Source organism: Mycobacterium celatum (assembly GCF_002101595.1).
GTDB lineage: Bacteria > Actinomycetota > Actinomycetes > Mycobacteriales > Mycobacteriaceae > Mycobacterium > Mycobacterium celatum.
In genome coordinates this window covers 55,867-69,304 of record NZ_LQOM01000037.1, presented here as the reverse complement: position 1 = coordinate 69,304, position 13,438 = coordinate 55,867, and the positions used below count along the sequence as shown (strand labels likewise).

At 68.2% G+C, this 13,438-nt stretch carries 16 protein-coding genes and 1 pseudogene; 10 read left to right on the top strand and 7 right to left on the bottom strand.

All coding sequences use genetic code 11. From position 1 onward, the window contains the following. Position 1 precedes the first annotated feature (1 nt). A complete protein-coding gene (locus tag AWB95_RS16565) occupies positions 2–409 on the bottom strand; it encodes a YciI family protein (RefSeq protein ID WP_062538285.1) in 408 nt (135 codons plus the stop codon). 87 nt (positions 410–496) lie between these two features. On the opposite strand from AWB95_RS16565, the pseudogene AWB95_RS24160 reads away from it, so the two are divergent. From AWB95_RS24160 to AWB95_RS16525, 8 genes and pseudogenes are all read left to right on the top strand, one after another. Further along, positions 497–571: pseudogene (locus AWB95_RS24160) on the top strand (hypothetical protein); the annotation flags it as partial. A gap of 101 nt (positions 572–672) precedes the next feature. Further along, the gene (locus AWB95_RS16555) at positions 673–1,632 is read left to right on the top strand and encodes an o-succinylbenzoate synthase (RefSeq protein WP_062538287.1); all 960 of its coding nucleotides are present in this window, start codon (positions 673–675) and stop codon (positions 1,630–1,632) included. A gap of 54 nt (positions 1,633–1,686) precedes the next feature. Next, entirely contained in the window at positions 1,687–2,649 is a 963-nt protein-coding gene (locus tag AWB95_RS16550) for a GlxA family transcriptional regulator (protein WP_062538288.1), read from the top strand. Positions 2,650–2,661: 12 nt separating this feature from the next. Next, positions 2,662–3,396, top strand: coding sequence for a DJ-1/PfpI family protein (locus AWB95_RS16545; protein WP_062538289.1), 735 nt, complete (start codon positions 2,662–2,664; stop codon positions 3,394–3,396). A 4-nt stretch (positions 3,397–3,400) separates the two neighbouring features. Beyond that, positions 3,401–4,105: a sensor domain-containing protein gene (locus AWB95_RS16540; RefSeq protein WP_085168418.1), complete on the top strand. Its 705-nt coding sequence runs from the start codon at positions 3,401–3,403 to the stop codon at positions 4,103–4,105. Between the two features lie 34 nt (positions 4,106–4,139). After that, positions 4,140–4,928: an alpha/beta fold hydrolase gene (locus AWB95_RS16535; protein WP_062538291.1), complete on the top strand. Its 789-nt coding sequence runs from the start codon at positions 4,140–4,142 to the stop codon at positions 4,926–4,928. Between the two features lie 23 nt (positions 4,929–4,951). Further along, on the top strand, positions 4,952–6,583 hold the full coding sequence (gene menD, locus AWB95_RS16530) for a 2-succinyl-5-enolpyruvyl-6-hydroxy-3-cyclohexene-1-carboxylic-acid synthase (protein WP_085168417.1): 1,632 nt from the start codon (positions 4,952–4,954) through the stop codon (positions 6,581–6,583). Between the two features lie 5 nt (positions 6,584–6,588). Continuing rightward, on the top strand, positions 6,589–7,110 hold the full coding sequence (locus AWB95_RS16525; protein ID WP_062540472.1) for a DUF3592 domain-containing protein: 522 nt from the start codon (positions 6,589–6,591) through the stop codon (positions 7,108–7,110). Here AWB95_RS16525 and AWB95_RS16520 read toward each other — a convergent pair. Continuing rightward, complete coding sequence (locus tag AWB95_RS16520) at positions 7,074–7,697, bottom strand: DsbA family protein (protein ID WP_084707171.1); 624 nt, start codon at positions 7,695–7,697, stop codon at positions 7,074–7,076. The two genes, AWB95_RS16525 and AWB95_RS16520, sit on opposite strands and share 37 nt — an antisense overlap. Before the next feature lie 142 nt (positions 7,698–7,839). On the opposite strand from AWB95_RS16520, the gene AWB95_RS16515 reads away from it, so the two are divergent. Continuing rightward, a complete protein-coding gene (locus tag AWB95_RS16515) occupies positions 7,840–8,997 on the top strand; it encodes a glycosyltransferase family 4 protein (RefSeq protein WP_062540466.1) in 1,158 nt (385 codons plus the stop codon). On the opposite strand, the gene AWB95_RS16510 is transcribed toward AWB95_RS16515, so the two are convergent. Then, on the bottom strand, positions 8,919–9,758 hold the full coding sequence (locus AWB95_RS16510) for an SDR family oxidoreductase (protein WP_062540467.1): 840 nt from the start codon (positions 9,756–9,758) through the stop codon (positions 8,919–8,921). The two genes, AWB95_RS16515 and AWB95_RS16510, sit on opposite strands and share 79 nt — an antisense overlap. Positions 9,759–9,826: 68 nt before the next feature. Here AWB95_RS16510 and AWB95_RS16505 point away from each other — a divergent pair, with 68 nt between their 5' ends. After that, positions 9,827–10,513 carry a demethylmenaquinone methyltransferase gene (locus AWB95_RS16505; protein ID WP_062540468.1) on the top strand — a complete coding sequence of 229 codons (687 nt, stop codon included), beginning with the start codon at positions 9,827–9,829 and terminating at the stop codon, positions 10,511–10,513. Between the two features lie 58 nt (positions 10,514–10,571). Here AWB95_RS16505 and AWB95_RS16500 read toward each other — a convergent pair whose 3' ends face one another. From AWB95_RS16500 to menJ, 4 genes are all read right to left on the bottom strand, one after another. After that, complete coding sequence (locus tag AWB95_RS16500; RefSeq protein WP_062540469.1) at positions 10,572–10,928, bottom strand: DoxX family protein; 357 nt, start codon at positions 10,926–10,928, stop codon at positions 10,572–10,574. Beyond that, positions 10,928–11,377: a nitroreductase family deazaflavin-dependent oxidoreductase gene (locus AWB95_RS16495; RefSeq protein WP_062540470.1), complete on the bottom strand. Its 450-nt coding sequence runs from the start codon at positions 11,375–11,377 to the stop codon at positions 10,928–10,930. Before AWB95_RS16495 ends, AWB95_RS16500 begins: the two co-directional genes overlap by 1 nt. 4 nt (positions 11,378–11,381) lie before the next feature. After that, positions 11,382–12,065 carry a class I SAM-dependent methyltransferase gene (locus tag AWB95_RS16490; RefSeq protein ID WP_062540471.1) on the bottom strand — a complete coding sequence of 228 codons (684 nt, stop codon included), beginning with the start codon at positions 12,063–12,065 and terminating at the stop codon, positions 11,382–11,384. A gap of 141 nt (positions 12,066–12,206) precedes the next feature. Continuing rightward, positions 12,207–13,433, bottom strand: a complete 1,227-nt coding sequence (menJ, locus tag AWB95_RS16485; protein WP_099539568.1) for a menaquinone reductase MenJ — start codon at positions 13,431–13,433, stop codon at positions 12,207–12,209. Positions 13,434–13,438 lie beyond the last annotated feature (5 nt).

Below are 13,438 nucleotides of genomic sequence, written 5' to 3'. Positions count from 1 at the left end.
GCTATTTTGCCAGCTCAGCGCGCCACTGGATTTCCTTCTGGACGTACTCGTTGTCCTGCGGGAAGTCCTCGGCCTCCTGGACGCGACGCACTTCGAGCGTCACGCCCGGGCCCAGCGGGCAGCGGGTCGCCCATGCCACAGCCTCTTCCTTCGACGCCACCCCGATGATCCAGAACCCGTTGAACAGCTCACCGGGATACGGTGCGTCGGACACCGCCGGCGGGTTGGAATCGAAGTCGACGACGAAGCCTTCCTCCTGCCCGGCCAGCCCCTCGCCGGCCAGCAACACACCCGCTTCGATGAGCGACTCGTTGTAGCGGCCCATTGCGGTCAGGATCTCGTCGAACGGGACATCCTTGGTGGCTTCCTGCGCCTCGGCGGTGGACCGCATGATCATCATGTAGCGCATCGCTAACTCCTCTCGGTGGGAACGTTTCATCACGACTGACCCGCAGAACCGGCAATTCTCATCGCGGGATCGTTAGCATGTCCGCACATGGCCGACGCTGACCTCGTGATCACCGGCACCGTGCTGACCGTCGACGACGCGCGGCCCACCGCCGAGGCGCTCAACCCGCGGATGCGCAACGACGCCAAACCCCGCGACGGCAACGACATCGCCGATCTCGACGTGCGCGCAACGTTTTTGGCGGGCCGGCAGGTGTACGGCGAGTGACGCCGTCACTGGACGACATCCTGGACCGGCTGCACGTCGTCGCATTGCCGATGCGGGTGCAGTTCCGCGGTATCACCAGCCGCGAGCTGGCGCTGATCGACGGCCCGGCCGCCTGGGGCGAATTCGGCGCCTTCCTCGAATACGACGTTGCCGAGGCCGCCCTCTGGCTGGCGTCGGGCCTCGAATCCGCTTACGCCACACCGCCGCTTACACGGCGTGATCGCATCCCGATCAACGCCACCGTGCCCGCCGTGCCCGCGGCTCAGGTGCCCGATGTGCTGGCGCGCTTCCCGGGCGCGTCCACCGCCAAGGTCAAAGTTGCCGAGCCCGGGCAGACGCTCGACGACGACGTCGCGCGCGTCGATGCTGTGCGTGCCCTGGTGCCCACCGTGCGGGTCGACGCCAACGGCGCGTGGACCGTCGCGCAAGCTGTCGAGGCCGCAGATGCCTTGACCGCAACAGGACCTCTCGAGTACCTCGAGCAGCCCTGCAAGACAGTCGAGGAGCTCGCCGAGTTGCGAAAGCGCGTCGACGTGCCGATCGCGGCCGACGAAAGCATCCGCAAGGCCACCGACCCGCTGCGCGTGGTCCGCGCACAAGCCGCCGACATCGCGGTGCTCAAAGTTGCTCCGCTGGGTGGTATTTCGGCGCTGCTGGACATCGCCGAGCAGATCGACATCCCGGTGGTGGTTTCCAGCGCGCTGGATTCGGCGGTCGGGATCGGTGTCGGACTGCTCGCAGCTGCCGCATTGCCGGAGCTGAAGCATGCGTGCGGGCTGGGCACCGGCGGGTTGTTCGTCGAAGACGTCGCCGAACCGATAACGCCGCAGGACGGCTATCTTCCGGTCGCGCCACGCACACCCGACCCTGCCCGGCTGCAAGGATTGGCCGCCCCGCCGGAACGGCGGCAGTGGTGGATCGACCGGGTCAAGGCCTGCTACCGGCTCATGTCCTGATCTGTGGGGTACGTGGCGTAGACGCCATGGCCCCGGGTGGCCAACACTGAACCAATGACGCGATCGGTCGTGGTCCTCGGCTATTCGGGCATCCAGGGGCTCGATGTCGTCGGCCCGTTCGAGGTGTTCGCGGCGGCGTCTAGCTACCTGGCTGCACACAAACGCGACGGTTACCAACCGGTGCTGGCCTCGGTCGGCGGGCAATCGGCGACGACGGAAACGGGCCTGACGTTCGCCGCGACCCGGCTACCCGACCCGCGTCAGCCGGTGGACACCGTCGTGCTGCCAGGCGGCCGCGGTGTGGACGCCGCCCGCCGGAATCCCGAGGTCATCGCCTGGATCCAGGCCGTGGCCAAAACCGCACGCCGGGTCGTCAGCGTCTGCACCGGCGCGTTCCTGGCCGCGCAAGCCGGTCTGCTCGACGGCTGCACCGCCACAACGCACTGGGCGTTCGCCGACCGGCTGGCGAGTGAATTCCCCTCCATTACCGTCGATCCCGAGCCGATCTTCGTGCGCAGTTCCGACAAGGTGTGGACGGCCGCGGGGGTCACCGCCGGCATCGACCTGGCGCTGTCGCTGGTCGAAGACGACCACGGCACCGACGTCGCGCAGACCGTGGCCCGCTGGCTGGTGCTGTACCTGCGCCGCCCCGGCGGGCAGACCCAGTTCGCCGCCCCGGTGTGGATGCCTCGTGCCAAGCGCGAACCGATCCGCGACGTCCAGGACGCCATCGAATCGAATCCCTCCGACGCGCACAGCATCACCGAGCTGGCCAGCCTGGCCGGGATGAGCCCGCGGCACTTCACCCGGGTCTTCACCGACGAAGTCGGCGAATCGCCCGGGGCCTACGTCGAACGCATTCGCATCGACGCGGCGCGCCGCCAGCTGGAGGAAACCGACGACACCGTCGTGGCGATCGCCGCACGGTGTGGCTTTGGCACCTCGGAAACCATGCGGCGCAACTTCGTTCGACGCATCGGCATTTCGCCCGATCAATATCGCAAAACCTTCGCCTGATAGGAGAACTACATGCAAATCGCCATCGTTCTGTATCCCGGCTTCACCGCATTGGATTTCATCGGGCCTTACGAAGTGCTGCGCTGGCTGCCGAAAGCCGACGTCCGCTTCGTCTGGCACGAGCCCGGACCGATCACCGCCGACTCCGGCGTGCTGGTCGTCGGTGCAACCCATTCCTTCGACGAAACCCCTTCGCCCGGAGTGATTTTGGTGCCGGGCGGGATGACGTCCGTCGAGCACGCGCGTGACCAGAAGCTGCTTGACTGGGTACGTGGCGCCCACGAGACGGCGACATGGACGGCGTCGGTGTGCTCCGGCTCGATCATCCTGGCCGCCGCCGGGCTGCTGAACGGCAAGCGCGCCACCTCGCACTGGATGGCGCTCAGCGTCTTGAAAACGTTGGGCGCCAACCCGGTTGGCGACGAGCGCATCGTGCAATCCGGTGACATCGTCACCTGCGCCGGGGTGTCGGCCGGCATCGACCTCGGGTTGTGGCTGGCCGGCGAGATCGGCGGCGAAAGCCGCGCCAAGGCCATCCAATTGGGCATGGAGTACGACCCGCAGCCGCCTTTCGACTCCGGCCACATGTCCAAGGCGTCGGCGACGACGAAGGCCGCCGCCACCGCGCTGATGGCCCGGGACCTCGTGAAACCCGCTCAGCTCAAGGCCGCGACACTACTGGCCTGGGGGCAAGCGCTGCGTACAGTGCGATCCCGGCGCGAAAGGTTTGCCCGCTCCGTAAGCTGACAGCGTGCTGCGACTCGGTCTGAAAGCGGTTTGTGCGTGGGCGGTGTGCGTGATGACCGCCGGCTGCGTGTCCACCGTCGGCGGGACAGCGGTTCCCGCCGGCGGCCATGGCCCCGGGACAACGCAGGCCAAGCCCGCAGTGACCGCCGCGGACCTGCCCAAACTATTGGCCACCGTCGACGAGATCAAAGACGTCATGAAGTCGCCCAACATCGTCACCCAGCAGACCTGGAACAAGCCCGACGACAGCACCGACACCAAGGTTGACCCCGTCGAGTGTACGAGCGCCGCGTTCGGCGGCGAGGCGTCGGCGTACTACGGCAGTGGCTTCACGGCGATTTACATTGTGCGGCAGGCAGATCCGCAGGGTATTCCGGATGTCGACGAGGGCGTGGCGACGTTTGACGACGCGGCGGCCGCAAAGAACTTCGTGTCGAAATGGGCCGCCCAGTGGCGCCAATGTGCCGGCAAGCAGCTCGTCTGGACGTGGCCCGACGGCAGTACCGTGCCATGGGCACTCGGCGACCCGGCCGAGTCCGGTGGTGTGGCCACCATCCGCAACACCGCTGTGCGCCAGCAGAGCCTCGGCTTGGAGCGGGTGCTGGCTGCCAAGTCCAACGTTGTCGTCGACCTCCAAGTCCTCGGGATGAACCTGAGCGACGAGGCCACCTTGATCGCAAAACGGATCCTGGAGCGCATCCCAGGCTGAGGAGCGTCGCGTCGCGTCCCGTAGGTTCTCACGGGTGATCAACCTTGCTTATGACGACCGCGGGACCGGTGAGCCCGTCGTTTTCATTTCCGGCAGTGGTGGTGCAGGGCGCGGCTGGCATCTGCACCAGGTCCCGGCTTTTCTGGCGGCCGGATATCGGACCATCACCTTCGACAACCGCGGGATCGGCGCCACCGAGAACGCATCGGGTTTCACGACGAAAACCATGGTCGCCGACACCGCGGCGCTGATCGAAGACCTGGGCGCCGCGCCCGCTCGGATCGTCGGCGCGTCGATGGGCGCGTTCATCGCCCAAGAGCTCATGGTCGCGCACCCGCATCTGGTCAGCAAAGCCGTGCTGTTGGCCACCCGCGGCCGGTTGGACCGTGCCCGGCAGTTCTTTCACACCGCTGAGGCCGACCTGGCCGCCTCGGAGACCCGGCTGCCAGCCGCCTACGACGCGAAAGTCCGTCTGCTGGAAAGCTTTTCACCCAAGACCTTGAACGACGACGCTGCGGTCGCCGAATGGATCGACATCTTCACGATGTGGCCCAACAAGATGACTCCGGGGCTGCGGTGCCAGCTCGAGGTCTCGCCGCAAAGCAACCGGCTGCCGGCGTATCAGGCGATCACCGCGTCGGTGCTGGTGATCGGTTTCGCCGACGACCTGGTCACTCCGCCGCATCTGGGCCGTGAGGTCGCCGACGCCATCCCCAACGGCCGCTACCTGCAGATCGCCGACGCCGGGCATCTGGGGTTCCTCGAGCGCCCCGACGCGGTGAACGCCGCGATCCTGCAGTTCTTCGCCGGCATGGCGGCCTGAGGCCGCGCGACTACGCTTTAGCTGTGAATCCCTCGACGGCACAGGCCCGCGTCGTCGTCGACGAACTGATCCGCGGCGGGGTCCGCGACGTGGTGTTGTGTCCCGGATCGCGCAACGCGCCGCTGGCTTTCGCGCTGCAGGACGCCGACCGGGCCGGCCGGCTGCGGCTGCATGTGCGCATCGACGAGCGCACGGCGGGTTATCTGGCCATCGGTCTGGCGATCGGCGCCGGGGCGCCGGTGTGCGTGGCGATGACGTCGGGTACCGCGGTGGCGAACCTGGGCCCGGCCGTGGTGGAGGCCAACTACGCGCGGGTGCCGCTAATTGTGCTGTCGGCCAACCGGCCCTACGAGCTGCTGGGCACCGGCGCCAACCAGACCATGGAACAGCTGGGCTATTTCGGCACCCAGGTGCGCGCCGCCATCAGCCTCGGCCTGGCCGAGGACGCGCCCGAGCGGATGGACGCGCTCAACGCGACCTGGCGATCGGCCACCTGCCGCGTGCTGGTGGCCGCCACCGGCGCCCGTACCGCCAACGCCGGCCCGGTGCAGTTCGACATCCCGCTGCGCGAGCCGCTGGTGCCCGACCCGGAAACCGCGCCCACACCGCCCGGCCGCCCCGGCGGCAAGCCGTGGACCCACACGCCGCCGGTCAGCTTCGACCAGCCGCTGGACATAGACCTGAGCCTCGACACCGTCGTCATCGCAGGCCACGGCGCCGGCGCGCACCCCAACCTGGCCGCGCTGCCGACTGTCGCCGAGCCGACCGCACCGGCGCCGGCCAATCCGCTGCATCCGCTGGCGCTGCGGCTGCTGCACCCACAGCAGGTGATCATGCTGGGCCGTCCCACCTTGCACCGGCCGGTGTCGGCGCTGCTGGCCGATCCGTCGGTGCCGGTCTACGCGCTGACCACCGGCCCGCGCTGGCCCGACGTGTCGGGCAACTCGCAGGCCACCGGCACCCGCGCGGTCACCAGCGGCCAGCCCAGCCCGGCCTGGCTGCGCCGCTGTTCTCAGGTGAACCGGCAGGCGGTCGACGCGGTGCGCACGCAGCTCGCAGCGCACCCGTTGACCACCGGCCTGCACGTAGCCGCGGCCGTGGCCGACGCGCTGCGCCCGGGCGACCAGCTGGTGCTGGGCGCCTCCAACCCGGTGCGCGACGCGGCGCTGGTCGGGCTGGCTTCCGCGAGGCATCGCGGAGAGATCACAGTGCGCTCCAACCGTGGCGTTGCCGGCATCGACGGCACGGTGTCCACGGCGATCGGCGCCGCGCTGGCCCACGAGGGCCGCACCGTCGCGCTGATCGGCGACCTGACCTTCGTCCACGACAGCTCCGGGCTGCTGATCGGTCCCACCGAGCCGACGCCGCGACAGCTGACCATCGTGGTGTCCAACGACAATGGCGGCGGCATCTTCGAACTGCTCGAGCAGGGTGACCCGCGGTTCTCCGACGTGTCGTCGAGGGTGTTCGGCACCCCGCACGACGTCGACGTCGGCGCGCTGTGCCGCGCCTACCACGTGGAGAGCCGCCAGATCGAGGTCGACGAGCTCGGCGCCGCCTTGCACGAACCCGCTGCCGGCATGCGAGTGCTGGAAGTCAAGGCCGACCGGTCCTCGCTACGTCAGCTGCACGCCGCCATCAAGGCTGCACTGTGAGGGCGCTGAACACGGCGAAAACCTTGGCGCGCATCCTGATCCACGGCCGCGCCGACGAGCTTCCCGACACCCCGGCGCGACGGATCCTGCGCTGGACGCGGATCGGGGTGCTGATCGCCGCCGGCCTTGTCACGTTGCAGTCGGTGCTGTTGGTCGCCGGAGCCTGGCGCAACGACCTGTCGATCCAAAACAACATGGGGGTTGCGCAGGCCGAGGTGCTCAGCGCCGGGCCGCGGCGCTCCACCATCGAGTTCGTCACACCCGACCGGGTCACCTACCGCCCCGAACTCGGCGTGCTCTACCCGTCCGAATTGGCCACGGGGATGCGGATTTACGTCGAGTACGACAAGAAGAATCCCGACCTGGTCCGCGTGCAGCACCGCACCGCCAAGCTGGCGATCATCCCGGCCGGTTCCATCATGGTGGTCGGCTGGCTGGTTGCTGCCGCCGCGCTGGCCGCCTTGGCGTTACTGGAAAAGCGGGTCGGCCGTCACGCGAGCAGTTTGTCTAGCCAATCCGAGTCCTGAATGTCCACAACGGTTTTCGTGTTCAGGTCGTAAACCGTCGGGGTGCCGGGATTTTCCGGGTTTTCCTCTTTGAGGCGGTCCCGGTTGGCGCCGTTCACCGCGGCGGTGTCGACGGCGTAGTCGCCCGCGGCAATCCGGTCGGCCACCGCGCCCGGTAACCCGCTTTCGCGGGCCATCGACGCGATGTCGGCGTTGTCAGGCCCGGTTTGGTTGCGGTACAGGGCTTGCACGAAAGCCTGATACGCCGTCGGCGATGTCGCAGGGTCGGCGGCCAGGAACAGCGCGTTGCTGATCCGGGCGGACACGTCGGTGTGCTTGCGGTCGTCGAGAAAGGTCAGCGGCCGGTACGTCACCGCCAGCCGGCCGTCGCTGATACCGGCGGCGATCTGGTCGCCGTCAGCCGATTCCAACTCGGCGACGTGCGGGCACTGTGGATCGATGAAGATCTCCAACTGCACTGGGGCAATTGCAGATCCGACGAGGATCCCGGTGCCGTCGCTGCTTCGCGGAACATCGGCGTGAGCCGGGTTCGCGCTGAGTGTGACCAAACACACCGCGGCCGTTACCACTCCCAGCCAGGACCGCATGGGTCACCCCTTTCTGCCGAGCAGACGCAAAAGTCCCGTTTCGACCGGCGTGTCGGGGCCTTTTGCGTCTGCTCGCGCATTTGTCGCACGCCGTATGCCCGTCGGCAACCTTATCGACAGGCGGCGCTGCCACCGTAACGGTGTGCGCGTAGCCATCGTCGCGGAGTCCTTCCTCCCGCACGTCAACGGCGTGTGCAACTCGGTGGTTCGCATCCTCGAGCACTTGCGCCGCACCGGCCACGAAGCCCTCGTCATCGCTCCGGACACCCCGCCCGGCGAGCCACGCGCCGAGCGGCTTCACGACGGCATCCGGGTGCACCGCGTGCCGTCGCGGATGTTCCCCAAGGTGACGACGCTGCCGCTGGGCGTGCCGCTCCCGCGAATGCTGCGGGTACTGCGCGGCTTCGAGCCCGACGTCGTGCATCTGGCGTCGCCGGCTCTGCTCGGCTACGGCGGGCTGCGGGCCGCCCGCCGCCTCGGCGTGCCGACCGTGGCGGTATTCCAAACCGACGTCGCAGGATTCGCCGCCAGTTACGGTATCGGGGGGCTCTCCCGGGCGGCGTGGACGTGGATCCGCCACCTGCACCGGCTTGCCGACCGAACCCTCGCCCCGTCGACGTCGGCGATGGAAAGCCTTGCCGCACATCGTGTTCCGCGGGTATACCACTGGGCGCGCGGCGTCGACATCACCGGCTTCGTGCCGTCGGCGCGTGACCAGGCGCTGCGACGGCTCTGGTCGTCGGACGGCAAACCGATCGTCGGCTACGTGGGTCGGCTGGCGCCGGAGAAGCATGTCGAGCGGTTGGCGGCGTTGAGTGATGCGGTCCAGTTGGTCGTCGTCGGCGACGGGATCGATCGGGCCAAGCTGCAATCGGCAATGCCCACAGCGGTTTTCACCGGCGCGCTGTACGGCGACGAACTCGCCGCGGCGTATGCCAGCATGGACGTCTTCGTGCATCCCGGTGAGCATGAGACGTTTTGCCAAACCGTGCAGGAAGCGCTGGCGTCGGGGCTGCCGGTGATCGCCCCCGACGCCGGCGGCCCGCGTGACCTGGTGACGCCATGCCGCACCGGAATGCTGCTGCCTGTCAAGGATTTCGAGGCTGAACTGCCTGCCGCGGTCGCGCACCTGATCGCGGAGCGGCCGCGCTATTCGCTAGCCGCCCGGCGCAGCGTGCTGGAGCGGTCGTGGCCGGCGATTTGCGACCAGTTGCTCGAGCACTACGAGGCGGTGCTGCCGCCCTGCGCCTCGATCGACACCGGCTGCCACTCTTCCCAGGTGCGCAACCGGCTTTCATAGTCGGCGCGAGCCGTTTGCAGCGGCGATGCCCCGAAGAACACCCGCAGCGGCGGCTTTTCGGCGTCGACCACCTTCAGCAGCGCAGCCGCCGATGCGGCGGGATCGCCCGGGTCAGCCCACCGCCGCCGCCGCTCGGCCTCGACCGAGGCGCGCACGTCGTCGTAGGCCGGCAACCGCTCGGCGTGCTTGGCCGACGATCCGCCCCAGTCGGTGTCGAAGCCGCCCGGTTCGATCAAGGTGACGTTGATGCCGAACGGCGCCACCTCCAGGGCCAGCGCCTGCGAGAAGCCCTCCAGTGCCCACTTCGAGGCGTGGTAGATGCCGACCAACGGGAACGCGACGATACCGCCGATCGACGACACCTGGATGATGTGCCCGCCGCGCTGCTCGCGCAGATACGGCAACGCGGCCTGGGTGATCCACAGCGCGCCGAACACGTTGGTCTCGATCTGATCGCGGGCCTCCCGCTCGGACAGTTCCTCGATGAAGCCGAACTGCCCGTAGCCCGCGTTGTTGACGACGACGTCGAGCCGACCGAAATGATCGTGGGCCCGTTTGACCGCTGCAAAATCCGCGTCGCGGTCGGTGACGTCCAACTCGATGGGCAGTATCGCGTCGCCATACCTGGCGGCCAGGTCGGCGAGCGTCGCGGTGTTTCGTGCGGTCGCGGCGACCTTGTCGCCCCGCTCGAGCCCGGCGATCGCCCATTCGCGACCGAAGCCGCGCGACGTCCCGGTAATGAACCAAACTTTTTCACTCACGCCGGTGTGCAACGTCGGAGTCGGCGCCGCATTCCCGCTCCGCGAAGTTCACAGGTAGCGTCGTCGGCGTGAGCCGCGCGACCCTGGACAAAGACCCCCGTGCGGTGGCGTCGATGTTCGACGGCGTCGCCCGCCGCTACGACCTGACCAACACGGTGCTGTCACTGGGCCAGGACCGGTACTGGCGGCGCGCCACCCGCTCGGCGCTGCGGCTCACCCCCGGCGAGCATGTGCTGGACCTGGCCGCCGGCACCGCGGTGTCGACGGTCGAGCTGGCGCGCTCGGGCGCGTGGTGTGTGGCGGCGGACTTCTCGGTCGGGATGCTCGCGGCGGGCCGAGGCAGGCAAGTACCCAAGGTTGCCGCAGACGCTACCCGACTTCCGTTCGGCGACAACGTCTTCGACGCGGTGACGATCAGCTTCGGGCTGCGCAACATCGCCGACCGCGAAACGGCGCTACGGGAGATGGCGCGCGTCACCCGGCCCGGCGGCCGGCTGGTGGTGTGCGAATTCGCCACTCCCACAAACGCACTGTTCGCCACCGTCTACAAGGAATACCTGATGCAGGCGCTGCCGCGGGTGGCCCGTGCGGTTTCGAGCAATCCCGAAGCCTATGTCTACCTGGCCGAATCGATCCGCGCCTGGCCCGACCAGGCTGCCCTCGCGCACCAGATAGCCCGCACCGGTTGGTCGGCGGTGCGCTGGCGCAACCTGACCGGCGGCATCGTCGCGCTGCACGCCGCTTTTAAACGGTGAGCAGACGCAAACTCGCACGAATCTTCGGCCGCGGGTGCGATTCTGCGTCTGCTCGCCACTACAAAACAGCAACAGTCAACGCGAACGTCGCTGCGTTGAGAGCCAGGAACAGCGACGCGAGCCCGAACTGCGACGAGATGTCGTCAGCCAGTACATGGGTGTACATCGCGCACACGAAAAAGACGACCAGCCCACCCGCGGCAGCTAAGCCGATGGCTGGAACCCACAGGCCCACAACAAGTCCCAGTGCGCCAAGCGTTTTGAGCGTGCCGATTGGAAACGTCAGCCAGGACAACGGCACACCGGCCGCTTCCATGCCGGGAATGATCGGCGCGAAGTGGGCCAGCGCAGCCACACCGGAGAACCCGTTTAGCGCGATCGCGATCAGTGTCACGACCAGATAGGCGGTGTGCATCAGCCCGCGGGAATCGGGTCCAGGCGGAATACCGCAATTCGGCCGGCCAACGCCTCGACTTCGTCCGGGGTGCCTTCGCGGACCAGGCCGGCGCGCTTGAGGAAGCTCACGCCGATGGGCACCTCGACCGGAAACGCTCGTAGCACCGGCCGGGCGTCCTCGGGCGACAGCTCAACGATCTTGACGCGCCGCGACTTTCGGCCCTTGGCCAGCGTCCCCGAGCCGGCGGCCCGGGCGTTGCGCACCCAGTCGGCGCCCGGGTATCCCGCGACGGTATACAGGTGGCCGTTCAACGTGAACGGTGTCATCGGCGTGCTGCGCGGCTGGCCGGTCTTCCGGCCCGGCACCGTCAACACCATCGGCGGGCCCGTTGGGATACCGAGCTTTTGCATGCGGATCATGACTTTGTTGGTCAGCTTCAGCCAGCGTGGGGGCTTCGGGTCAGTCATCTGTTCACCCCAGGTGTGCAGACAGCAGCCAGCCTGCTACTGACATGCGGCCGTTGGGCTCGGGCCGGAACTCGGCGCCCATCAGTGAGGACAGGTCGGTCGATCCGTCCGGTGCGTTGGCATAGAGGCGGGCCGGCTTGATCTCGTCGATCACCCAGTACTTCGAGACCACCGCCCGCAGTTCGTCGGCGGTGACGGCGTTGGCCGGGCCGTTGGGCATTGCTGCCTTGTCGAACACCAGCACGAAGTACGACGCCCCGGGCGCGGCGGCGCGCACAATCGAGCGCTGGTAGCCCTCGCGGGCCTCGACCGGGATCGAGTGGAACAGCGTGCTGTCGACGATGGTGTCGAACCTGCGGTCGTAGCCACTGAACGAGCTGATGTCGGCTACTTCGAAGCTGGCGTTGGTCAGCCCCCGCTTCTTGGCCTCGCGCCTGGCCAAGTCGATTGCGGTGGGGGAGAGGTCAATGCCGACGGTGGTGTAGCCGCGCTCGGCGAGGTAGAGGGAGATGGCGGCTTCACCGCAGCCCACGTCGAGCACCTCGCCGTGGATCTTGCCGGCCTTGATCAGCGCGGCAAGCTCGGGTTGTGGTTCGCCGATGCTCCACGGCGGTTTGGCGCCCGCGCCGAATTGCTCGGTTTCGCCGCGGTAGGCCGTTTCGAATTCGAAGTCCAGGGGTCCAGTCATGCAGCAGGTATATCAAGCGGCCTGATATATGTCAATAGTCTTGATATGTGCGCGCCGGTTTTGACGCGAGCGTGCGCAAACCCGGGAATACTGTCGGCGAGTCGGCCGGGGACACGCACGCTCGCGCAAGAAAAAGGCCAATCACCCAAAAGGTTTGCGGCGATCCGCCAGGCGTGACAACCACCCGCCGCCGCGCCATACGCGCGCGACAAAGTCGGCGTCGTCGTCGGTGACCAGGTTGCCCATCACCCGCACCGCGATGCTCATCAGCCTCGTCGAGCGCATCGCAATAGGCCCGGTCGCCGGCAGGAACCAAGGAAAGGTCAACAACAGCGCCAGCCGGCGCGCCACCGAGAACCCGCGGCCGTAATGCGACTGCAGCACGGAAGGCCACGCCGGCGATTCGCCCAGCAGTTCGACCGCCAGCCGCCCGGTTTCCAGTCCGTAGTCGATGCCCTCGCCGTTCAGCGGATTGACACAGGCCGCGGCATCGCCGATCAGCATCCAGTTGGGCCCGGCCACCCCTGACACCGCGCCGCCCATCGGCAGCAGCGCCGACGCCACCGCCCGCGGCTGCCCGTCAAAGCCCCACTCGTCGCGGCGCAAGTCGGTGTAATAGGACATCAGCGGCTTCAATGCCAGCTCGGCCGGGCGTTTCGAGGTCGACAGCGCGCCGACGCCGATATTCACCTCGCCGTTGCCGAGCGGGAAAATCCAGCCGTAGCCGGGCAGCACTTTGTCCTTGGAGCCATCGGGGGAGCGCAGTTCCAGATGCGACGTCAGCCACGGCTCCTCGCTGCGCGGCGTGGCCAGATACCCGCGCGCGGCAATGCCGTACACCGTCTCCTGATGCCAGCGTCGCCCCAGCACCCGGCCCAACGGCGAGCGGGCGCCGTCGGCCACGATCAGCGAACGGCAGCCCACCGTAGAGCGGTCGGCCAGCTCCACCGATGCCACTCGTCCCGACGAATCACGATGCACGCCAACGGCTTTGACGCCCAAGAGCATCCGGGCACCGGAGTCCTCGGCGACCTTGCGAATCCGGTCGTCCAGCTCGACGCGCGCCACCGCGCTGCCGGTCGACGGAAACGACGGCCCGGGCCAGTCCACCTCCACCGCGCCGCCGAAACCGCTCATCCGCAGGCCGCGATGCCTGATCCGGGCATCCAGCCAGTCGCCCAGCCCCAGCCGCTCCAACTCGGCCACCGCCCGAGGGGTCAGCCCGTCGCCGCAGGCCTTGTCGCGGGGAAAGCTCGCCGCGTCGATCACCAGCACGTCGTGGCCCGCCCGGGCGGCCCAGGCCGCCGCCGCCGACCCGGCCGGGCCGGCGCCGACCACCACCACGTCCGCGCTGGTCTCCACATCCACCAGTA